At 26.0% G+C, this 23,563-nt stretch carries 19 protein-coding genes and 1 pseudogene; 8 read left to right on the top strand and 12 right to left on the bottom strand.

The features are described 5' to 3' along the window. Window positions 1-87 precede the first annotated feature (87 nt). Window positions 88-1,104 carry a galactose ABC transporter substrate-binding protein gene (locus tag Q0K52_RS07500; RefSeq protein WP_297298083.1) on the bottom strand — a complete coding sequence of 339 codons (1,017 nt, stop codon included), beginning with the start codon at window positions 1,102-1,104 and terminating at the stop codon, window positions 88-90. A gap of 217 nt (window positions 1,105-1,321) precedes the next feature. Here Q0K52_RS07500 and aroB point away from each other — a divergent pair, with 217 nt between their 5' ends. Both aroB and Q0K52_RS07490 read left to right on the top strand, forming a co-directional pair. Beyond that, window positions 1,322-2,389 carry a 3-dehydroquinate synthase gene (gene aroB, locus Q0K52_RS07495; RefSeq protein WP_297298105.1) on the top strand — a complete coding sequence of 356 codons (1,068 nt, stop codon included), beginning with the start codon at window positions 1,322-1,324 and terminating at the stop codon, window positions 2,387-2,389. Then, window positions 2,382-3,074, top strand: coding sequence for a hypothetical protein (locus Q0K52_RS07490; RefSeq protein WP_297298081.1), 693 nt, complete (start codon window positions 2,382-2,384; stop codon window positions 3,072-3,074). Before aroB ends, Q0K52_RS07490 begins: the two co-directional genes overlap by 8 nt. Window positions 3,075-3,168: 94 nt before the next feature. Here Q0K52_RS07490 and Q0K52_RS07485 read toward each other — a convergent pair whose 3' ends face one another. From Q0K52_RS07485 to Q0K52_RS07475, 3 genes are all read right to left on the bottom strand, one after another. Further along, a complete protein-coding gene (locus Q0K52_RS07485) occupies window positions 3,169-3,600 on the bottom strand; it encodes a flavodoxin (RefSeq protein WP_297298079.1) in 432 nt (143 codons plus the stop codon). 11 nt (window positions 3,601-3,611) lie between these two features. Next, a complete protein-coding gene (locus Q0K52_RS07480) occupies window positions 3,612-4,205 on the bottom strand; it encodes a DUF3793 family protein (RefSeq protein WP_297298077.1) in 594 nt (197 codons plus the stop codon). A 407-nt stretch (window positions 4,206-4,612) separates the two neighbouring features. Further along, window positions 4,613-5,536: a transporter gene (locus tag Q0K52_RS07475; protein ID WP_297298075.1), complete on the bottom strand. Its 924-nt coding sequence runs from the start codon at window positions 5,534-5,536 to the stop codon at window positions 4,613-4,615. 229 nt (window positions 5,537-5,765) lie between these two features. Between Q0K52_RS07475 and htpG the strand changes: the two genes are divergently transcribed. Then, complete coding sequence (htpG, locus tag Q0K52_RS07470) at window positions 5,766-7,685, top strand: molecular chaperone HtpG (protein WP_297298073.1); 1,920 nt, start codon at window positions 5,766-5,768, stop codon at window positions 7,683-7,685. Window positions 7,686-8,354: 669 nt separating this feature from the next. Here htpG and Q0K52_RS07465 read toward each other — a convergent pair. Next, the gene (locus tag Q0K52_RS07465; protein ID WP_297298071.1) at window positions 8,355-8,783 is read right to left on the bottom strand and encodes a PepSY-like domain-containing protein; all 429 of its coding nucleotides are present in this window, start codon (window positions 8,781-8,783) and stop codon (window positions 8,355-8,357) included. A gap of 22 nt (window positions 8,784-8,805) precedes the next feature. Beyond that, window positions 8,806-9,228, bottom strand: a complete 423-nt coding sequence (locus tag Q0K52_RS07460; RefSeq protein ID WP_297298069.1) for a PepSY-like domain-containing protein — start codon at window positions 9,226-9,228, stop codon at window positions 8,806-8,808. A 163-nt stretch (window positions 9,229-9,391) separates the two neighbouring features. Between Q0K52_RS07460 and Q0K52_RS07455 the strand changes: the two genes are divergently transcribed. From Q0K52_RS07455 to Q0K52_RS07445, 3 genes are all read left to right on the top strand, one after another. Then, window positions 9,392-10,831 (top strand): hypothetical protein, encoded by a 1,440-nt coding sequence (locus Q0K52_RS07455; RefSeq protein WP_297298067.1) that lies wholly within the window; start codon window positions 9,392-9,394, stop codon window positions 10,829-10,831. Between the two features lie 111 nt (window positions 10,832-10,942). Then, on the top strand, window positions 10,943-11,872 hold the full coding sequence (locus tag Q0K52_RS07450; RefSeq protein WP_297298065.1) for a sigma-70 family RNA polymerase sigma factor: 930 nt from the start codon (window positions 10,943-10,945) through the stop codon (window positions 11,870-11,872). Between the two features lie 101 nt (window positions 11,873-11,973). Next, window positions 11,974-12,843, top strand: a complete 870-nt coding sequence (locus Q0K52_RS07445; RefSeq protein WP_297298063.1) for a hypothetical protein — start codon at window positions 11,974-11,976, stop codon at window positions 12,841-12,843. A gap of 476 nt (window positions 12,844-13,319) precedes the next feature. Here the strand turns inward: Q0K52_RS07445 and Q0K52_RS07440 are convergent, their stop codons facing one another. Together Q0K52_RS07440 and Q0K52_RS07435 are read right to left on the bottom strand one after the other, a co-directional pair. After that, window positions 13,320-13,688 (bottom strand): DMT family protein, encoded by a 369-nt coding sequence (locus Q0K52_RS07440; protein WP_297298061.1) that lies wholly within the window; start codon window positions 13,686-13,688, stop codon window positions 13,320-13,322. 358 nt (window positions 13,689-14,046) lie between these two features. Next, window positions 14,047-15,168 carry an IMP dehydrogenase gene (locus Q0K52_RS07435; protein WP_297298058.1) on the bottom strand — a complete coding sequence of 374 codons (1,122 nt, stop codon included), beginning with the start codon at window positions 15,166-15,168 and terminating at the stop codon, window positions 14,047-14,049. A 287-nt stretch (window positions 15,169-15,455) separates the two neighbouring features. Between Q0K52_RS07435 and Q0K52_RS07430 the strand changes: the two genes are divergently transcribed. Further along, entirely contained in the window at window positions 15,456-16,535 is a 1,080-nt protein-coding gene (locus tag Q0K52_RS07430) for a hypothetical protein (RefSeq protein ID WP_297298057.1), read from the top strand. 71 nt (window positions 16,536-16,606) lie between these two features. Here the strand turns inward: Q0K52_RS07430 and rbr are convergent, their stop codons facing one another. From rbr to Q0K52_RS07410, 4 genes are all read right to left on the bottom strand, one after another. Then, window positions 16,607-17,143 carry a rubrerythrin gene (gene rbr, locus Q0K52_RS07425; RefSeq protein ID WP_297298055.1) on the bottom strand — a complete coding sequence of 179 codons (537 nt, stop codon included), beginning with the start codon at window positions 17,141-17,143 and terminating at the stop codon, window positions 16,607-16,609. Window positions 17,144-17,187: 44 nt separating this feature from the next. After that, window positions 17,188-17,784 carry a superoxide dismutase gene (locus Q0K52_RS07420; protein WP_297298053.1) on the bottom strand — a complete coding sequence of 199 codons (597 nt, stop codon included), beginning with the start codon at window positions 17,782-17,784 and terminating at the stop codon, window positions 17,188-17,190. Between the two features lie 166 nt (window positions 17,785-17,950). Further along, window positions 17,951-19,003 (bottom strand): hypothetical protein, encoded by a 1,053-nt coding sequence (locus tag Q0K52_RS07415; RefSeq protein WP_297298051.1) that lies wholly within the window; start codon window positions 19,001-19,003, stop codon window positions 17,951-17,953. A gap of 9 nt (window positions 19,004-19,012) precedes the next feature. Then, on the bottom strand, window positions 19,013-20,410 hold the full coding sequence (locus Q0K52_RS07410; RefSeq protein WP_297298049.1) for a DNA polymerase III subunit delta': 1,398 nt from the start codon (window positions 20,408-20,410) through the stop codon (window positions 19,013-19,015). Window positions 20,411-20,597: 187 nt separating this feature from the next. Here Q0K52_RS07410 and Q0K52_RS07405 point away from each other — a divergent pair. Then, window positions 20,598-23,563, top strand: a pseudogene (locus tag Q0K52_RS07405) (hypothetical protein); the annotation flags it as partial.

Below are 23,563 nucleotides of genomic sequence, written 5' to 3'. Positions count from 1 at the left end.
AAAAAAGCTCCTATTTTTTAATAGTTATATTTTAGTTTATTAAAAAAAAACTTATAAGTCAAATAAAAATATGTAAAAAAATACAATTTATTCATATAATTTTATAGCCTTATCTATATTAGATATAGTTACAGGTATATATGGTATTACAACGTATTTATTATTATAAAAATTAAAATGTGTGCCGTCTAATGGTGCTTTTCCGCTTATTAAATTTTTTGATATTGATGTAAGAAGTTCAGCTTGAGTAACTGGGTTCTGTAATACTGTAGCAAATATACCATAATTTTGTATTTCTTGTAAGCATTCAGGTATTCCGTCAGCTCCTATTATAGGTATATAATTAAGCATTCTGCTGCCTTTGTTTATTCCAAATTTTCTTAAACTATCTAATGCACCTAATGCCATATAATCATTATTGCATATAATGTACTCTATTTTTTCTCCATATTTAGAAATTAGATTTTCCATAACTTTTGAAGCATTTTCTCTTTTACCCATTGCAGAAACTTCAGCTAAAATATCTAATTTTATATTGTTTGAAGCTACATATTTTTTCATGTATTCAGTTCTATTTGTTGTATCATAATCATTTAAATCGCCTTTTATTATTACGCATTGTATTTTACCGTCTTGGTTTTTATCCCAATTCATACGTTTTTGCCAGCTTTCTGCTATAACTCTGCCTTGAGCACTTCCTGCTTCTTGAGCTGTTCCGCCTATATACCATGCTTTATCATAAGTTTTCATTGATTCAAAGCTTGGTTCTCTATTAAAGAATATAATAGGTGTATTTTTAACGCTTACTTTATCTATTACTTTTTGGGCTTGACTTTTATCTACTAAATTTATTGCTAATATATTAACATTTTTTTTCAAAAGCATTTCTATTTGGGCATTTTGAGTTGATTGGCTATTGTATGAATCAACCATTAATAATGAAGCACTTTTATTAACGCTTTTTTCTATATATTGCTTTAAATATTCTATATATTTATCATCATATCGGTAAAATGCTATACCTATAGAATTGTTCTTTTTTTGTGTATATAGCATTAAAGTAGATGATAATAAAACTAATAATAAAATAAAAATTTTTTTCATTATGCACTCCTAATAATAACTTTTAAATTATAGTTTAATAGTTTTTATTGTCAAGTAAATCAATAATTTAAATATATAAAGCTTTTATGAAAGTTTGTATTTTTATTTAAGTTTATATAAAAATTTAATATAAAACTTTTATCTTTCTAACTTTTTTATTTTTTAAAAATGATTTATAATGTAAACATAATATTATTAATAATGGGTATGAATAATGATGAATAGAGTAGAAGTAAAAATTAATAATGATTCAAATAACTTAATTAACTATGATATTTTAGTTGAAAAGGGAATCATAAGCAAAACAGGTGAATTAGTAAAAAATATACTAAAGGGTACAAGAGCATTAATAGTTACTGATGATATAGTAGCAAAATTATATGCTGATACTGTAAAAGAAAGTTTAGAAAAAGAAAATATAATTACATCTGTATGTGTACTTGAAAATGGGGAAGTTAATAAAAATATAGAAAGTATTTCAAATATTTACTCTCATTTAGCAAAAAATGAATTGAGCCGCAAAGATATAATAATAGCTTTAGGCGGAGGTGTAGTTGGTGATATGGCTGGTTATGCTGCTGCTACTTGGATGAGAGGTATTGATTTTGTACAGATACCAACAACACTTCTTGCATGTGTTGATTCTTCTGTAGGCGGAAAAACTGGGATTAATATAAAAGAAGGTAAAAATTTAGTCGGAGCTTTTCATAGTCCTAAACTTGTAATAATAGATAGCAATACTTTATTATCTTTGCCGAAAAGAGAATTTAATTCTGGTATGGCTGAAGTAATTAAGCATGCTTTATTATTTGATGATGCACTTTTAGAATTGATAGAAGCTAATTGCAATAATAATTCAAATTTAGATATGGATTTTGTTCTTAAAAGAAATTGTGAATTAAAAGCCCGTATTGTAGAGATTGATTATAAAGAACAAAAGGAAAGAATGTTTTTAAACTTTGGACATACTATAGGTCATAGTGTTGAGAATGCAGCTGGTTATGGAGTTTTATTTCATGGTGAGGCAGTTGCTATAGGAATGGTTTATGCAATTGAATATGGAATTAAAAAAGGAATAACCAAAGATAAAAATTTACTTGAAAGAACAAAAAAAATATTAAGTAAATTTTCTCTGCCTATATCAGTTCCTGAAAATATAAATTTAAAAGATGCTGTTAAATTAGATAAAAAAAGAAGCGATGATAAAATAAATTTCGTATTCTTAGAATCAATAGGCAAACCTTATGTTGATAAAGTAAATATTGAGGATATTATCAATGAATAAGATTTTTTATAAAATTATTATATTTATGGTGTTATTAGTATCATGTTCTGAAACTAATAATTTAGATAATAATATAAAAAAAACTGCTGATTTAAAAGATTCTGAATTGGTCAATAAAAATATAGTGGAAGCTAGTATTGAATTTGATGTTACTAAAATTCCTTTTGGTATAGTTGATTTAAAAAATGGCGGATACACTAATATAGATAATGAAGTAATAAAAACTCTTAATGCTTATAAACCATGCACAAATAGTGTTATTGATATTAATGGCAATAAATATTATGTTTCAAGTGTTTATACGGTAAATATAGATGATGAAAATTTTTCTGATATAAATGAGCATTATATTTATGTGAGTTTATGGGGATTATATAGAGATAATGCATATTTTGCAGCTGGATTTTATCCTTTTACTAGACATTCTCAGGATATTAATATAAAACCTACTGTTGATAATGGTACGCTTGAATTTGAGGTTTTAAGATATGATGATGAATATGAGTACACAGATATTTATAAATTTAGAATAGAGGAAAATCATAATATTACTCATTTTTATCTAACCAATTTTATAGAAGAAAGTTCTGAAGAAGGTACAAATAAAATTACTTCTTATTCGTTTGGAAAAGATGATATAAATATGAATGATATAACTATGCTTTTTCAAATAGATAAAAAATAATAAAAATTAAATTTCTTACAATAAAAATTACAATAAAAAAGAAGGCATTAATAAATATTTATTAATGCCTCTTTTTGTCTTAGGATTTTCCAACTTATGCTTTCATTAATGCTTCACCTAAACTTACACATTGATTTATAGCATCATCATCAGGAGATAAATTTGCTGTTAAACCATCTTTTACTAAAGAACCTCCTACGCTGCTTACATCATCTTGCCAGTTTCTCATCCATTCACCATCGCCCCAATCATAAGAACCAAATAAAGCAACTTTTTTGCCTGATAAACTATCTCTTATAGAGTCATAAAAAGGCTGAAATTCAGATTCTTCCAAAACTTCAGCTCCCATAGCCGGACATCCTAAAGCTAATTTTGAATAATTATTTATATTTCCTATATCGAAGCTGGATACATTAAAAATATCAGCATTTCCTCCAGAGTTTTCTATTCCTTTTTTTACATTTTGAGCCATAGTTTCTGTATTTCCAGTACCGCTCCAATATATTATTGCTATTTTATCATTCATATATAAACTCCTTATATAATATTTTTTCTTAAAACATACTTTTGATAATTGTCCATTATTTCCAAAATGCCTTTGCCGTTCAAAAATGTGCTAATATAAAAATCTCTGCATTTATTGTAATTATCAAAAATTTTAATAGCTTCATTTTTATTATGGTATACTTTCCAATATCCAGTATATAAACTATTTTTTCCATAATTATTTATAAAGCCGTTTATATCAATAAGAGGATATCCTAAAAATATACCTATTTCATGAGGGAAACTTTCAGCATATTGCATTCTTATTTTTAAGAAATCTATGCTTTCATGTATATTCTTAGATTTATATCCGTAATTCTCTAAAAACTCAAAAATCTCATCATCTAATAAATAATTCTCTAACTCTTTTTCATTATAAACATAAATTATAGCCTTATTGGCATTATCTTTTATTATAGATACCTTTATGTTTTTAAAGCTAAGAATATCATTGTATGAAGAAATTTCTTTCTCAAGCTCTTTTTTAGAGTCATACTGATAAGTAAATATATTAGCTATCTTTATACCTGAAAGGGCAGGTGCACAGTGATTAATAATTAACTCATCAAATGTATACTTACTCATTGTTAGAATATTCTAACATATATTTTTTAGAATGTCAATACTTTTGTTAGTATATTCTAACTTTTTTTATTGTTTTTTATTAAATTTATAATATATACCTAAACAACTATATTTTGTCAAAAATAAATTTACATTTTTGCTTTTATATCTGGGGCTTTACCCCAGACCCCACTTCTTTTGCGACTGTAGGGAGTGCCAGTGGCGTGCCACAAAGAAGCAAAAAGGCTACATTTTGGCTTTAATTTAATAAATTATTTTACATGTAAGACAATTTTAGTATGATTTAGTACTAATTCTATCCTTGCTCTTTTTGCAACTTTGACGAAGTCCGCAGAGCGTGTGCGGCGGGAAAAAGTTGACTAAAAAAAATGACAAACTCTAAAATTTTTAGTATATATTAAAAATAATTATATTAAACTAACAACTATACAGAATATTAAAGACATTATTATTTGTAATGACAAGAACCCCGATAGAAATTTATTAACTTTTTCATCATTAGTATACATTAATAGTATAAAAGGTGATGGAGAAAGAAAATATATAATCATAGATTTCACAAATATGGAATTAACAATTATTATTTTAGATATTACAAATAAAGTTAACGATATTAATACAGCCATTGTGGCAAATCTTACAAAGAATAATTTAATGGCTTTTTTGAATATATCTAGTTCAAATTCAAGTTCAGCACCTATACATAATAGTATCATAGGTGATAAAGGCTCTGTTAAAAAAGATATTATCCTATTATATGTTTCAGCAAAATTAGAATTATCTATTTTTTCACCTAAATTGAATAATGCTCCTATAATTCCTAATATAAGACTTATTATTATTGGGCTTGTAAATATAGATTTTATTATTTGTTTGCTGCTTTGTTTTTTTCCTGATATTAAAGTTAATCCTGTTGTAACTACGGTAAAAACAAATATATTATTTACCATATCCATTTGTATTATTGGAAATAAATTTTCTTTTCCTATTATTATATTGAGTATAGCCAATGCAAACATTCCGCTTTCAATACATGTATTGGCATAAGGTACATATTCTTTTATATCATTACTGAACAAAGGCTTATAAAGAAAGCCTAATAAATATGCTCCGAATACAATTACAAATCCGGCAATTATTAATATTATAGAATCTTTATTGAATGTGCCATGAATAATTATATTAAAAAAAGTAAATGGAAGAAATAAATTAACTGCTAAATTTTTTATAGTTTTTATTCCTTCAATGCTTATTATATTAAAATGTCTTAATATTTTACCAAAAACTATTAAAATAAATATAGGAAGTATTAATTCTATAATAGTATACATCTTTTTACCCAATCATAGTATTTATATATGTTATATTATATTTTACTATATTATTACTGCAATAGTTTTTATAGTTAAAATAATTGCTTTTTTTATTTTTTATTATAGAATATAGATATTATATTTTGACGACTTTTATTTATTAGACTTTATATATTCACTTTAATACTTTTATAAATTTATCTTTAACCTGTAAAGAATTTTAAATAATTAAACGAAGGAGTTTATTATGGCAGAAAAACAAATACTTAATTTTGAAGCCGAAACTAAACAAATATTAAATTTAATGGTGCATTCTATATACACTCATAAAGAAATATTTTTAAGAGAGCTTATATCAAATGCAAGCGATGCATTAGACAAAGCTAGATTTGAATCTATAACAAACGGCGATAAATATACTGATATAGATAATTTAAGAATAAAAATAGAAACTGATGAACAGAACAGAGTATTAACTATTCAAGATAACGGTATCGGTATGACAAGAGAGGACGTTATTAATAATATAGGTTCTATTGCAAGAAGCGGTACTAAAGCATTTTTAGAAAGAATACAAAAAGACAAAGAAGCATCTAAAGAAAGCGGTATTGATTTAATAGGTCAATTCGGTGTAGGTTTTTACTCTGCTTTTATGGTTGCTGATAATATCACAATAGAAACTAAGCATGTTGATAGTGAAAAAGGTGTACGCTGGGAAAGCAATGGGGACGGATCTTATTCTATAGAAGATATTGATAAACAGGACAGAGGTACAAAAATTATACTTAAATTAAAAGCTAAAGAAGAAAAACAAGATGATGATGGTTTTATAGATGATGACTATTGCAATAAATATACATTAGAGCGTTTAATACATAAATATTCTAATTATGTTCATTATCCTATAGTTATGGACATGCCTATACCTAAAAAAGATGATAAAGAAGTTCAGCAATACGAAGAAAAAACTATTAACTCTATGATAAGTATTTGGCAGAAATCTAAAAATGATGTTAAGCCTGAAGAATATAATGAGTTTTATAAAGAGCATTTCCATGATTATGCTGATCCATTTGAGGTTATACATACAAAGGCTGAAGGTACTATAGAATATGTTGCTTTATTATTTATACCTTCAAAAGCTCCTTTCAATTTCTTACACCCAGATTTTGAAAGAGGATTAGAGCTTTATTCAAGAAATGTATTTATAATGGGTAAATGTAAAGACTTGCTTCCTGAATATTTAAAATTTGTCAGAGGATTAGTTGATTCTCCAGACTTCTCTTTAAATATTTCAAGAGAGATTTTACAGCATAACACTCAATTAAAAAGAATAGCTTCTAATGTTGAAAAGAAAGTACTTGATACTTTAGAAAGTTTACTAAAAAATGACAGAAAAAAATATGAAAACTTCTTCAAAGAGTTTGGTGAGTCTATAAAAATAGGTATATATTCAGACTTCAGCAAGAAAGATAAATTATCTAATCTTTTATTATTCCAATCTTCAAATACTGCTGAAGGCGAATATACAACATTAGCAGAATATAAATCAAGAATGAAAGAAGGTCAGGAATATATATATTATGCTGCTGCTAAAGATAAAGCTTCAATAGAAAAACTTCCTCACATGGAAGGTATGAAAGATAAAGGATATGAAGTTCTTTATTTCACTGACAGAGTAGATGAATTTATGGTTAGCATGATGAGAGAGTTTGACGGTACTAAACTTCATTCTATACTTCAGGCTGATCATAAAGATTCTGAAAATAAAGATGAAAACAAAGATTCAGCTAATAAAGATATACTTAATGCTATAAAAGAAGTATTGGGAGAAAATAGGGTAGCTGAAGTAAGAGAAACTGACAGACTTAAAGAAAGTGTTGTATGTTTATCAAATAAAGAGGATTCTATCAGCTTTAATATGGCTAAAGTTCTTGCTGAAACAGGTAATAATATGTTTGGAATGAAGCCTGAGAGAGTATTGGAAATTAATACTTCTCATGAAGTTTTCAAAGCTATAGAAAAAGAATATCAAGCTAATAAAATTTCTGAAACTTTCAAAGAATACAGCGAACTTCTTTATGATGAAGCTTGCATACTTGAAGGACTTCCTCTTGAAGATCCTAAATTATTTGCCAGCAGAATGAGTAAATTAATGCTTAAATAATGATTAAGTAAATATTTATATTATAAAAAGGGCTGTATTAAAAATACAGTCCTTTTTTATTTAATTTTTTTAATAAAACTTTTGTATATTATTATTTTTTATTTAACTTACTTCAAAATATAAATAAAATATATATTAAATAATCTAAATGTCTTGGTATATACCTAAACAACTATATTTTGACTAAAAATGCAGTCTTTCGCGAAGCGTATCCGAGTTTATCGAGGATATAGGTTCTTTGTGCCACGCCAAAGGCACTCCCTTAGGTCGCAAAAGAACTGGGGGGGTGGGGGCTAGTCCCCACAAATAACCTAAATTTAAAATTGTATTTTTTGACAAACTCTAAAATTTTTAGTATATACTGAAACGATTTCATTTTGCCGACTACTGCACATTATGTAATATTATCAACTTTTTTTCCGCACAAAAAAGTTGCAAAAAACGCAATTGCTAGAACTTTATATTAAAAATATATGTATTAAATGTATGGTATAACCTAGATTTAGACTAAAAATGCAGTTTTTTTGGTTCTTTTATACCAATAAAAGAACTGGGGTATGGGGCAAAGCCCCATATATAAAAACAAAAATATAAATTTATTTTTGACAAAATATAGTTGTTTAGGTATATACTAATAACGGACAATTTTTATTAGTAATAATAATATTTTTAATCATCAAATTTCTGACCTAGAAGCTGTCCGTTGCTTGCATCTATATAAAGCTCCATCATATTATTTAGTTTTACTTCGTATAGATTCCATTTCTTTTTAATTTTTGTTATTACTGTATTAGGATAAGTTTTAGTAACAGTATTTGCTACAGATTTTGGAAGTATATTTAAAGGCAATGCTATATAATTTCCTTCTATTTCTTTTAAATCCCCATTCCTTAAAAATTCTATTTCAACGCCGTTATCTAAACCTATTTCATAACTTTTTCTGTCCATCTCAGCATATACTATTGTGGCATCTGGAAAATATGAATTTATAAATTGTATTATATTAGTAGGCAATTGACCTGGAGGTACATACATACCATCAGCGTATAACATAGTTGTTAACATTAATAGCAGTAAAAGTATTGTTTTTTTATTCATGTTTCCTCTTAAAAAATATAAGTTAATAATGTATTTTTTGACCTATAAGCATTCCTGCAAAATCTATAAACACATTTATATAATTATCCAAACTAATAATATACATATTCCAGCTTCTTTTTATTTTTATAACAGCGGCATTGGGATTTGTTTTTTTTATGGTATTTATTACATTTTCATCAATAAAATCAGTAGGTATTGGAGCAGAATTTCCATCTACTTCTTCCCATACACCGTTAAAATTGAAATATATTATTTTACCATCACTAAATAGCACTTTGTATAAATCATTTAATTTTTCTACATTTATTATATCTTCATAATCGAAATAATTTTTTATAAAATTTATTGAGTTTTCCGGTAATATAGCACTATTTGAAAATAAATCTTTTTGTATTATAATAAATAATGTTAAAAATATTAATATGTTAAGTCTTTTTATCATTTTCATATATTATAAAAATAATTAGATATATTTATAATATAACAAAAAATCATATAAATATCAATAAAAAAATAATTAACTAAAAAATAAAAATTATCTGGTAAATAAATAAAAAATAGTATAAAATAGAGGGTGTAATATTTTTATTTATTGGATTAATAATATGATAGTAGATTTAAAAAAATATATGACAGTAAGTCCTTCATATATAAAAATGTACATCAATAATATCATAGAAAGACAATTAGATGTTATACTTATTAATGAAAGCGGTGTATTTAGTTTTGTTCCTTTTGATAAAGTTGAAGAAGTATTCAATTCTTTGGAAAATAGTGAATATATTTCTAAATGTTCCATTTATATACATAAATCTTTCAGTACCATACTTGGAACTCAAAGCAGTATAGATATAAATAAACAGCATGCTGATATTCATGATATTAATCTTTTCTATAATGTTTATAAAAATTGTCAATTTGAAAATGATAAAGAATATTATGAGCAGCATTTCAATGAACTTATATCTATAAGGAATGTTGATAGAATAGAGTATTTGAGGAATATATTTAATAGATTAAAACTTTTTGTTACTCAAAGTAAATTAGATGTTGAATTAGCTAAATTAATAGGTACTATTTTAACAGATGTTGGTATTATAGAGAGATTAAATCTTATATATCATTTAAATTATATTAAACAAAATAGTATATCCAATTTAAAAGATTATCAAAATGTTAAGAAAGATGATTTAATATTTGCAGATATAATAGGTACTATAGTTAACCTATTAGAAAAAGAATATGATGGTTTTGGTATATTTAATAATCTTTCTGCTTTTAATGATCATAATATAATAGCTCATAGTAACAGGGTATTTATTATGATGGTTGAATTTTTATATTTCTATAATGAAGAGATATCAAGAGGTGTAGCTTCTAAATTAAGAGTAGAATATAAGAAAAAATATCATTCTTACTATAATAAAATAGGGGAGAAATATAATTTATTTACAAAAGCAGATAGGATAGAAGATATATCTAAAGTTGGATTTAGAAAGATAGGTCAAAATGAAATAAAATATTATGCCAGAGCAGCATTTTGGCATGATATAGCATTGGTTGATGAACTTCCTAACATTCCTATTATTCAAAATAATATAGGCGATACTCATTCTATACTAGGTTTTAATCTTTTGAAATATTGTATGGCACAAAATGAGTATACATATACTACAGTTGGGCTTCATCATGAATATTATGGAAATGGATACGGCATATTTATTAATATGTATCATAAGCAGTTTGCTAATAAACAGTATAATACTATAGAAAATATATTAACTTATGATCCTAATGATATTAATAATATGTTGGCATTATCATATTTTCCAGCTAAAGTTTTAGAAATTATAGATTCTTATGATATTTTATACACTAATTCTATAAAAAATAAGACTGAAGGTAATGTAATAAATGATGTTATTTCATATATGTATGAAAATTTCTTGGAGGAAACTATAAAATTAGATCCTATACTTTTCCATTTATTTGTGAGGTATTTGGAAAAAGTTAGGAATGCATCTATATTTGATTGTCCTTTATAATTATTTGAAATTAATTATTTAAAATACCTTGACAATTTGCAAAAATCTTATATCCTTATATAGGGTTTCTGCTTTTTAATTTATAAAATGTTTGTATTTTAGGGAAAGTAATTGTTAAAAAAAGATATTAATCAAGAGTATAAGGGTCCTGTTAGCGTATATTTAAAGCAAATAGGTGAAATAAGAAGACTCACTAAAGAAGAAGAACTTGAATTATGGCAGCGTCTTGAGGTTTGCCGGGATAAAAAGGCTTTACTTTTAGAAAAAGATGATGAAGAATCTAAAAAAGAATTAGAAGATTTAGAAAAAGAAATAGATTCTATACAGCATAAACTTGTAAAGTCTAATTTAAGATTAGTAATAAGTATTGCAAAAAGATACTATAATAGCGGAGTACCTTTTATTGATATTATAGATGAGGGAAATATTGGACTTATAGAAGCTGTAAAAAGATTTGAATATAAAAAGGGTTTTAAATTTTCTACTTATGGTGTTTGGTGGATAAAACAGAGTATAGTTAAAGAAATATCAAGCAAAAGACATATTATACGTTTCCCTATGCATATAGCTAGATTAATTAAAAAAAGTATACAAACTTCAAAAACTTTAACACAGCAATTGGGCAGAGAACCTACTATAGATGAAATAGCTAAAGAAATGAAAGTGGATAGAAAAACTCTATCATATATAATGATATTTACTCAAGATACAGCTAGTGTTGATTCATTTTTCAAAAATTCAGATAATAATGATATGACTTCAGTTATAGAAGATAGAAATTTCCCATCTCCTCATCAAAAAGCATTTATGGATAGTTTAAGAGATACTTTAACAGAAGCATTAAAATGTTTAGATGAGAAAGAAAGAACTGTTATTATTTCAAGATATGGTTTATATGGAAAAGAAGCCAAAACTTTAGAAGATACAGGCAAGGAATTAAATATTACCAGAGAAAGAGTAAGACAAATTCAAATCAAAGCTATAAAAAAGCTTGCAGGTCTTAATTTATCTAAAGAACTAAAAAGTTTCTTGTGGGATTAATTTTATTTATCAAATCGTACAAATTATTTTGTTTTTTTATTAAATAATTTCTATTTTATCCGAAAAACTAATATATACTAAAAAATCATGGGTGGAACTTTATGTCTAACGAAATGAAAGCTAAATTAAAACCAATTATTATTATAGTAATAGTTCTTGTTGTAGTTGTGGCAGGATTTTTTATTGCTAAAAGTTTATTAGGAAGTAAAAATATACCTTTATTAGATTTGGGCGGAAATGAAACTAATGATATGCCTGAAGATACTATCACTACAGATGATATATTTGGTGATAATATAAGCCCAGAAGATAAAGACTTTTTGGCTACTAACAATACAATAACAGTTGATAATAATACTAATACGCAAACTAATAAGGATTCTTCTATCAATTTATCTGATAGCGGATTATATGAGGTTAATAATAGTAATATACCTGATGTAAAACCTTCTACAAAACCAAATAGTACAGGCGGAAGTTCTGCTTATACATATAATACTGACAATACAGTATTAGTAACTACCTCTAATACTCTTAGACCTAACAACAATATCGCTGATACAACATCAAATGATACTAATCAGCCTGTAAGAATAAGTTCATTTATAATCAATTATAATGATAGATTTGTGGCTACAAGAGGAAATCCTCTTTTAATAACTTTAGCTGTTAAAGCTCCTCAGGAAGCTAGATATGCTAAAATAAGAGTATATGCTAGAAAAATAGATAATAATTATAATATTTTAAGCAGAGATTTAGTATTCTATTTGCCTAAAATATATGTATTAGACGGACAAGCTCAAACACAATTCTATTTTGCTGGAAGAATGTCATCAGGAAACCGTTATCTTCCAAAAGGCAGATATTTATTATATGCTGAAGCAGAAATTACTGATGCTAACGGCAAATCAATTGGTAAAGCTGGCAGATATCCGCTTCCTAAATGGAATTATGTGGTTACTTTACAATAGTATTTAATTTCCAATTAATATATTAAAGCTCTGGTATAGAAATATGCTGGAGCTTTTTTATTACTATTTCTATGAAATTTTATTACATACCCCGCCCTTTATTTTTTATAGCTTTATTGAGAAATTCTAATTTTTACTATATTTATAGCCAAATAATAAATTAAAGCACCCGCCCAAGTTGAAATTAATTTTAAAATGAATTTAACGCACGGTGAACTAAATTTATAATATAATTAAATTTGAATTACAAATAAAGATATATTTTTAGTTTTATTTAGCGTGCGGTGAAAACACAACAAATTTACAAAATTCTTGGGTGGGCAGCTATAAAAACAGTTAAGATTTAAAAAGAAAAATAATATATAAATATGAGAAAAATATTGAAATGGTAGAGGGTGGGCAAGTGTAATTAAAGTTTATAATAAAAAATCGGTACACTTAAATATAAAGCATACCGATTTTTATTTATTATATTATTATTTTTTGAATATAAAGAATACAGCCATTATTAGACATAAGAAACCTATAAAATGATTAATTTTTAAAGTTTCTGTTTTAAAGAATACAACAGTAAATATAGTAAATACTGTCAAAGTTATAACTTCCTGCATAACTTTTAACTGCATAAGAGAAAATGGCCCGCCATTTCCCTGGAAACCTATTCTATTAGCAGGAACCTGAAAACAATATTCAAATAAAGCAATTCCCCAGCTTATTAAAATGATAAAAGGAAGTGATAATTTAGCAAATCCTTTCATTTCACTGAATTTTAAATGTCCATACCAAGCAAATGTCATGAATGTATTGGACAAAATAAGCAATAATATAGTTGTTATAGCTTTCATAATAATTTTTTTTATTCCTCCGTATTTTACGAAAAATTATTTTTATTGATAAACTATTGTAAGTTATAAAAAATTATTTTCTATAGTTATTTTAAAAAATATTACTGTAAACAATAAAAAAATAGCCCTATCTTGAGCAGATAGGGCACAGTTTAATTAAATGAAGGTTATAAAATATATTGTATCAATTTAGGGATACAAAGTTGTTGACTAAATAGTTTGTATATGTTCTCTAACATTTGTTAGTATATTCTAACATATTAAGTATTTTTGTCAATACAAAAAGCATAAAAAAATCAATAATACTAAAAAATAATATTATTGATTTTTATTTATTGTTATTTTATATTATTCTTAATTAATAGTTAGGTGCTTTTGAAGTAATTTTTACATCATGAACATGACTTTCGGCCAAACCTTGATTAGTTATTCTAATAAATTGAGCTTTTTTCTGTAGAGTATCTATATCTTTAGCACCAATATAGCCCATTCCTGAACGTATACCGCCTACAATTTGATATACAACATCAGAAACATGACCTTTATATTCTGTAACTCCTTCAATACCTTCAGGAACAAATTTAGATTTATTTACAACTTCACTTTGGAAATATCTGTCTTTGCTTCCATGTATCATAGCACCAACAGAACCCATTCCTCTATAAGGTTTATATTTTTTTCCGTCTATTATAATAACATCACCAGGAGCTTCATAAGTAGATGAGAAAAGTCCTCCAGCCATAACAGCATCAGCACCTATAGCAAATGCTTTTACTATATCGCCGGAATATTTAATTCCTCCGTCAGCAATAGAACCAATATTGTTCTTTTTAGCAACTTCTGAGGCATCAGCTATAGCAGTAAGCTGAGGAACTCCTACGCCAGCTATTATTCTTGTAGTACATATAGAACCGGCACCTATACCTATTTTTATGGCATCAACACCGGCATCAATCAATGCTTTAGCACCGTCAGCAGTAGCTATATTTCCAGCTATTACTTCAACTTCTTTGTATTTATCTTTTATTTCTTTTATAGCAGTAAGTACATTTTTAGAATGACCATGTGCCGTATCTATTACTATTAAATCAACTCCAGCTTGTATAAGCTTTTCTATTCTCTCATATCTATCTTCAGATATACCTATTGCAGCAGCAGCTATCAAAGTACCATTACTTGTTAAGCTTGCTTTTTCTTTATTTTCTATGTCTTTGAAACTTTTAACTATTTCTACTTCTTTTGCCTGCTGTTCTAATGACATGTTTTTGTGTATAACACCTAATCCTCCGCATAATGCCATCGCTATAGCCATTTGTGATTCTGTTACAGTATCCATAGGAGAGCTTATTAATGGGGTATTTAATGTTATTTTATTTGTTAATTTCCTTCTTAAAGAAACGTCTTTTGGAAGAATATCTGATTCTTGTGGAACTAATAGTACATCATCAAAGGTTAATGCTTCTCTCATTTGTATAGACATAAATTTTTCCTCTTTTTTATTAGATATGATTTGATATATAGATATTTTGATAAACTATTCTATAGTAAAAGTACTTTAATTGCAATTATTTTTTATATTTTAATTATAATTTTTTGTTATACTATCTATTTATGTAGGAAATGTATTGTATTAATTATAAATATTGTAAAAAATATTTATAAAACATTAATTTGTTAGTAAATTATATTTACAAAATTCCTATAATATATTATATTATATTATAAATGTAAAGGAAATTTACTATTTTTCTTTAAGGAGGTTGGATTATGACAGTTATGATGAAAGATGATGTATTTAGTATGTACAGAAAGTATGTAGAAGAAGACAATATTATTTTTGGAGAGTTTATAAATAGTAAATTGAATGATATTTTATTGTCAATAATGGAAGAAGTAAAAATTATTGAAAAAAAACAATATGAGAGTATATCTGAAGATGATATAAATAATATTGTTGGTATATTGATGAAGCTTTCTTTGATTGCTAGAATTGATTTGATAAAATGTATGGAAAGCATAAAGGAGAAGGATTTATCATTTATAAAGCAATTAAAATATTCAAAACAGCTTATAGATTATTCTTTAAAAATTATAGTAAGACTTTTAATAAATATAAAGAATGAGAATATCGATTTTGATAATATTGAGGCATTAAAAAATAATGACAGTATATCGCATTCTAATAGGGTATTTTTCAATATTATAAACTTTATCAAGTATTATAATGATAGTATAAATAATAACTTGGTTCTTGATGTTAGAAATAACTTTAAGGACAAGTATTTAAAATATTATAAGAATATATTTAAAAAATTTCATATAAAAAAGAATATATCTCAACTAGAGCATGTGTATAAACATGGTTTAAGAGAGATTTTATTTAATGAGATAGTTAATATTTCTATAGCTGCTTTTTGGTATGATATAGTTAATTTAAAAGCTTTAAACGAATGCAGTAATATGAAATGCTATTCATATTTGAAGCATTTTATAAAATATAATGATGAAGTATCATTAATAGTTGGATTACATAATGAATATTACGGACATGGACATGGAATATTTTTAAATTACTATAATAGCGTTATAAACAGAAAACCATTTTTAAGTCCTAATTATGTTATTAGTTTTGATTATAATGATGCTTTAAAATTGAGCAGCATATCATATTTTCCTTCTAAGGTACTTGAAATAGTTAATCTATTTGACAATATAGCGTATTCAAATAAAGAGATATTAGATTATAATAAGGCTTTAGAAGTGATGAAAGAGAATTATTTAGATAAAGATGTTAAGATAGACCCTATAATATTTGACGTATTTTCATCATTTGTCTTAAAAAAATAAAAACATAAAATAATAAAAAAGGGGGAAATATTTCCCCCTATTTAAATTCTTTAAAATAATTTCATTAATAATTAGAAGTTTTCAACACGTACTTCAAAGAATTTTTTAGCATGTTTACAAACTGGGCAAAGTTCAGGAGCTTCTTCACTTTCAACGATGAAACCGCAGTTTCTACATTTCCATTGAACTTTAGTAGCTTTTTTGAAAACGCTTCCGTTTTTAACAGCTTCTCTTAATTTAGCATATCTTTCTCTGTGTTCTTTTTCAACATCACCAATTAATTTCATAGAACGAGCGATTTCTTCAAAACCTTCTTCAGTAGCTTCTTTAGCCATTCTTGGGTACATATTTTCGTATTCTTCGTTTTCACCTTCCCAAGCAGCTTGTAAGTTTTGAAGTGTATCACCTATACCATTAAGATATTTGAAGTGTATTTTAGCATGTTCTCTTTCATTTTCAGCTGTTTCAAGGAATATAGCAGCAATTTGCTCATAACCTTCATTTCTTGCTACACTAGCGAAATAAGTGTATTTGTTTCTAGCCATAGATTCGCCAGCAAAAGCTTCATTTAAGTTTTTTTCTGTTTTTGTACCTTTTAAATCCTTCATTTTAATTCTCCTAAAAAAATTTATAAATAATTAGTCAAACTAAATTATTTAGCAAGTTTAATTCTTTCAGCAACATAGTCCCAGTTTACTAAATGATCAACAAAAGTAGTTAAGAAATCAGGTCTTCTGTTTTGATAATCTAAGTAGTAAGCATGTTCCCAAACGTCACAAGTTAAAACACCATGTACTTTGTCAGCAACAGGGTTCATAGCGTTAGCATATTTTCTAACTTCTAATTTACCGTTATTAATTACAAGCCAAACCCAGCCAGAACCGAATTGAGTTTTACCGCCAGTAGTGAAAGCTTCTTTGAAAGCATCGAAAGAACCGAAATCAGCTTCGATTTTTGATTTTACTTCAGCAGGTATAGCAACATCTTTTTTAAGCATTTTGAAGAATTCTTCATGGTTATAAACTTGACCAGCATTATTAAACACTGCTTGTTTATCAGCATTGTTATGTGATAAAGTGATTAATTCTTCAATGCTTTTTCCTTGTAAAGAAGCATCTTTAGATACTAAGTCGTTAAGAGTTGTAACATAAGTATTTAAGTGTTTTCCATGATGGAAATCTAATGTATTTGAAGACATATATGGAGCTAAGTCTTCTTTACCATAAGGTAGTTTCATTAATTCAAACATATATTTTACTCCTTCATTTTATTGTTTTAATAATAAACCTTTTTTCAATTAATGTCAAGTATTTATTAAATAATATTTATATCTTATTGATAAAAATTACTGTTAATAAAATAAAGGCATACCAAAAATTAATTTGGCATGCCTTTATTTGTTATATTAAATATAATTAATTAGCTGTTTCAGTTGTTTCTGCAGTATCAGTAGTTGTTTCAGCAGGAGCATCAGCTGGGTTAGCAGCTTCATTTTCGTAATCTCTGTAAACAGGTCTAACTTCTCTGCTTAATATTTCATCTTCAGTTTGACCATAAACGAAACCTAATTCATCATAGTATTTAGAATATGTAGTTCTAAATCTATCAGAAGTAGTGTAAAGTATTTTATGGTATTTAGTTATTAATAATTTATATTTAGCAGTTTTGATGTTTTCATCAGTAGTTTTTAAAGTTGTTAAATCCCAAAGGTTATTGAACATTTCATTTAAGAAATAAACTTTGCTAACATCGCTGTTTTGATTGATTGTAGCTAAGTTATAGTTAACACCAGCTAAATAAGTATTTAACATTATTAAGTTAGTAGTGTCGCTTTTTGCAGCACTTTCATTTAATAAAGCATTCATTAAATGATATCTGCTTTTAGCGTAGTAACCAGCAGTACCTTTGAAAAGATTGAAAATACCAGCATAAAGATTTAATTCATAATCAGATTGTATTAATTCATTAGTTTTTCCAAGTATTTCATATATAGGTTTGATGTCATCATAAAGTTTGAAACATTTGTCTAATTCATGAAGAGCTATGTCAACATTATTATCACCAGCTAAAGGTTTAGCTACTAAGTCATAATAATAAACAGCATTATAGAACATTTCATTAGTATCAGTGAAATTAACGTTAGTATAACGCTCTAATATTTTATTAGCTTTGTAAAGTACTCTGAAAAGATAATCTTCTTTAATTTTAGTAAGATTAGTTTGAAGAAGATTGTATTCTTTATCAAGAGCAACATCGTCAGTATTTCTTAAATCAGTAAAAGAAGGTGCAAAAGGTGTGATTTCATTTACTGTATCAACACTTTCTGATGATTCTTGATTCTCAGTAGTAGTAGTTTCAGTAGTAGCAGTTTCTGTTGTAGCAGTAGCATCTGCTGTAGTTTCATCCTGAGCGTATACTGGGCTTAACGCTAGAATCATTACGCTTAATACAAGAAATAGTTTTTTCATGTATAACTCCTATAAGTTTTTATTATTATAATTGTGTAACCACATATAAATGTTGCCTAAAGTTTTATAAAGCAGCATTTTTGGTTGAGTATTTGTATTAATTAGAGTATTGATTGTAGAATCTAATTCATCAATAGTCCATACAATACTTTCATCTGAAATAGAACCTGGAAATATATAATCTCTATTTTCTACTTCAAGATATTTATCTTCTAGGTGCTTCTTTAAAATATTAATCGTTTCTCTAAAAGTATCAACGATCTCATAATCTCCGTCACTAAGCAATGTAGTTAATGAGGCTATTTGAGAAGGATTGTTATTTAAAACAGCTTCCATAAAAGATAACAATACTTTGTATATATTATCGCTTGTATTTGATTTTTTGTCAAGTACATATTTTATAGCTTTAGCAACACTTCCATAAGAATTTTCCAGTGCAAGGGCAGTTTTTTCTTCATTTAGCCTTAATCTCTTCATTAATATGGATCTTAAAGTATTTTCTGATAAAGAAGAAAATTTTAATTCCATCATACGGGATCGTAAAGGCTTCATGCCGTCCTGAACCAGTTTATTAGCATCAGAAGTTATTAGAATGAATATATTATTGTCTGAAGGCTCTTCTAAAGTACGTAAAAATATATTAGGAGCCCTTTTATCCATCAATTCTATTCCTTCAATGATGACAATTCTCTTATGTGATATTCTCGGCTTTCTGTAAGTAATCTCTATAATATTTCTTACTGTATCTAACGGAATTACCGTATGTATTATATTATAATGTATTTTTTTTAAAGCTTCAAAAAAATCGCCTTCTATACTAATTTTTTTCTTTCCGCCTTTATTTTTCACTATATTTAATGCTTCTTTTGATTTATTTCTAAATATTGAGTCTATAAAATCAACATTATCCGGATTTAATTCGTTTAAAGTATAATTAACAGCTAAATAATAAGGTTCTATTAATGCATATCTTGAACTTTCTTTTTTACTCCCAAGCATATATTCTTTAGGTTCGCTTGAAGGGTAGTTATCATAGCTGTCAAAAAGCATAGATTCAACTTTATAAAGTATGGATCTGCAGGCTGAATAAAAATTATTGAACAAATGAGGTAATTTATATTCTAAATATTGATTAAAATAGAGTTCAGCATTTCTGAATCTTTCATCAGTGCCTGCAACTATTACATCTGGGTGTTTGTATTGATCTATCATTTTACATGATTTACATTCATCGCAATATGTTCCATTGCCTCTTTCGCATAAAATAGCTTTAGCATAGTTTAAAGCACTTTCAAATTTTCCAACTCCTTCATCTCCGTAAAAAAGATAAGCATGATGAAGTCTGCCGCTTTTATATATTCCAGACATTATTTTTAGCGGTGTTGTTTGTCCTAATACTTTTGCCAATTTTTACCTCTATAACTTTATTAAGCTTTGTTAATATATAAATCATAAATAAATTTATATCAACAATAATTTTTTATGTGATTTTAAATTATAAATATAATGATGACGATATTTTATTATAGTGTTTAATTTTTTATTTTTTACTATTAAAAGTATTACATTATAATTAAAAACAAGGAATATTTTAATGGCTACAACAAATGATATAACTAACAATCAAATGGAATCTTCTGAGGATGTGAATAAAAAAAATGATATTTCAGAAAGAATAGAGAAATTAGAGAAAAATTTAGAATTAGTTTCTTCTGAAAATAAAACTCCAGAGGAGCAGGAGAAGTTTATCAAAGATATTGTAGTAAAAGAAAATGAAGACAATATAAATAAATTAAAAGATGAATTGTCTAATACTATAGACGAAAAGATAGATGAAGAAATAGAAAAAAATAACATTAACTATAATAATGTAATGTTAGAGCAGAATTTAAAAACTTTCAAAGAGATATCAGGTTTAAGAAAAGGTCAAAAAGATTTAGAAGCAAATATCAATGAGAATATAAATAATTCTGTAAATGATGCAATTACTCAAAACAATGCAAAATATGATGAACTATTAAATAATTTAGACAATAAATTAGATTTGCAAAAAGAAGAACAAATTAAATTTTTTGAAGAAGAAAAAGAAAATATTAATAAATTACAAGAAGAATTATCTAATGCTATAGATGAAAAAATAGAAAAAAATAACATTAACTATAATAATGTAATGCTAGAGCAGAATCTTAAGAATTTCAAAGAAATTTCCAGTTTAAGAAAAGGTCAAAAAGATTTAGAAGCAAATATCAATGAAAATATAAATAATTCTGTAAATGATGCAATTACTCAAAACAATGCTAAATACGATGAGTTAATAAACAATTTAAATACTAAATTAGACTCACAAAAAGAAGAACAAACTAGATTCCTAGAAGAAGAAAAAGAAAATCTTAACAAGAAGAACGAAGAATTATTAAACAATGTAAATGATACAATTAATCAGAATAATGCTAAGTACGAAGAATTGATTAATAATTTAAATACAAAAGTAGATGATAATACTTCTAAATTGCAGGAAGAAATATCTAATAAGATAGACGAGAAACTTGATCAAAATAATGCCAACTATAACAGTGTGATGTTGGAACAGAATCTTAAAACTTTCAAAGATATATCAAGTTTAAGAAAAGGCCAAAAAGATTTAGAAGAAAGTTTGAATGAATCTATCAGTCAGAATAATGCAAAATATGATGAGTTAATAAACAATTTAAATAATAAATTAGACTCACAAAAAGAAGAACAAACTAGATTCCTAGAAGAAGAAAAAGAAAATCTTAACAAGAAGAACGAAGAATTATTAAACAATGTAAATGATACAATTAATCAGAATAATGCTAAGTACGAAGAATTGATTAATAATTTAAATACAAAAGTAGATGATAATACTTCTAAATTGCAGGAAGAAATATCTAATAAGATAGACGAGAAACTTGATCAAAATAATGCCAACTATAACAGTGTGATGTTGGAACAGAATCTTAAAACTTTCAAAGATATATCAAGTTTAAGAAAAGGCCAGAAAGATTTAGAAGAAAGTTTAAACGAATCTATAGCTCAGAATAATGCTAAATATGATGAATTAATAAATAATTTAAATACTAAATTAGACTCACAAAAAGAAGAACAAACAAGATTCTTAGAGGAAGAAAAAGAAAATTTAAATAAAAAGAATGAAGAATTAGTTAACACTGTAAACGAAACAATTAATCAAAATAATGCTAAATATGAAGAATTGATTAATAATTTAAATAATAAAGTAGATGATAATACTTCTAAATTGCAGGAAGAAATATCTAATAAGATAGACGAGAAACTTGATCAAAATAATGCCAACTATAACAGTGTGATGTTGGAACAGAATCTTAAAACTTTCAAAGATATATCAAGTTTAAGAAAAGGCCAGAAAGATTTAGAAGAAAGTTTAAACGAATCTATAGCTCAGAATAATGCTAAATATGATGAATTAATAAATAATTTAAATACTAAATTAGACTCACAAAAAGAAGAACAAACAAGATTCTTAGAGGAAGAAAAAGAAAATTTAAATAAAAAGAATGGAGAATTAGTTAACAATGTAAACGAAACAATTAATCAGAATAATGCTAAATATGAAGAATTGATTAATAATTTAAATAATAAAGTAGATGATAATACTTCTAAATTACAAGAAGAAATATCTAATAAGATAGATGAAAAACTTGATCAAAATAATGCCAACTATAACATTGTAATGTTGGAGCAGAATTTAAAAACTTTCAAAGAGATATCCGGTTTAAGAAAAGGTCAGAAAGATTTAGAAGAAAGTTTAAACGAATCTATAGCTCAGAATAATGCCAAATATGATGAATTAATAAATAATTTAAATACTAAATTAGATTCACAGAAAGAAGAACAAACAAGAGTTTTAGAGGAAGAAAAAGAAAATCTTAACAAGAAGAACGAAGAACTAGTTAACAATGTAAACGATACAATTAATCAGAACAATGCTAAGTACGAAGAATTGATTAATAATTTAGGTTCAAAAGTAGATGAAAATTCTGGTAATATAAATAAATTGCAGGAAGAAATATCTAATAAAATAGACGAAAAACTTGAACAGAATAATGCCAACTATAACAGTGTGATGTTGGAACAGAATCTTAAAACTTTCAAAGATATATCAAGTTTAAGAAAAGGCCAGAAAGATTTAGAAGAAAGTTTAAACGAATCTATAGCTCAGAATAATGCTAAATATGATGAATTAATAAATAATTTAAATACTAAATTAGACTCACAAAAAGAAGAACAAACAAGATTCTTAGAGGAAGAAAAAGAAAATTTAAATAAAAAGAATGAAGAATTAGTTAACACTGTAAACGAAACAATTAATCAAAATAATGCTAAATATGAAGAATTGATTAATAATTTAAATAATAAAGTAGATGATAATACTTCTAAATTGCAGGAAGAAATATCTAATAAGATAGACGAGAAACTTGATCAAAATAATGCCAACTATAACAGTGTGATGTTGGAACAGAATCTTAAAACTTTCAAAGATATATCAAGTTTAAGAAAAGG

The sequence above is a fragment of the uncultured Brachyspira sp. genome (genome assembly GCF_944390845.1).
Taxonomy (GTDB): Bacteria; Spirochaetota; Brachyspiria; order Brachyspirales; family Brachyspiraceae; genus Brachyspira; species Brachyspira pulli.
The sequence above is the reverse complement of the archived record's forward strand: the minus strand, read 5'-3'. Positions and strand labels throughout refer to the sequence as shown.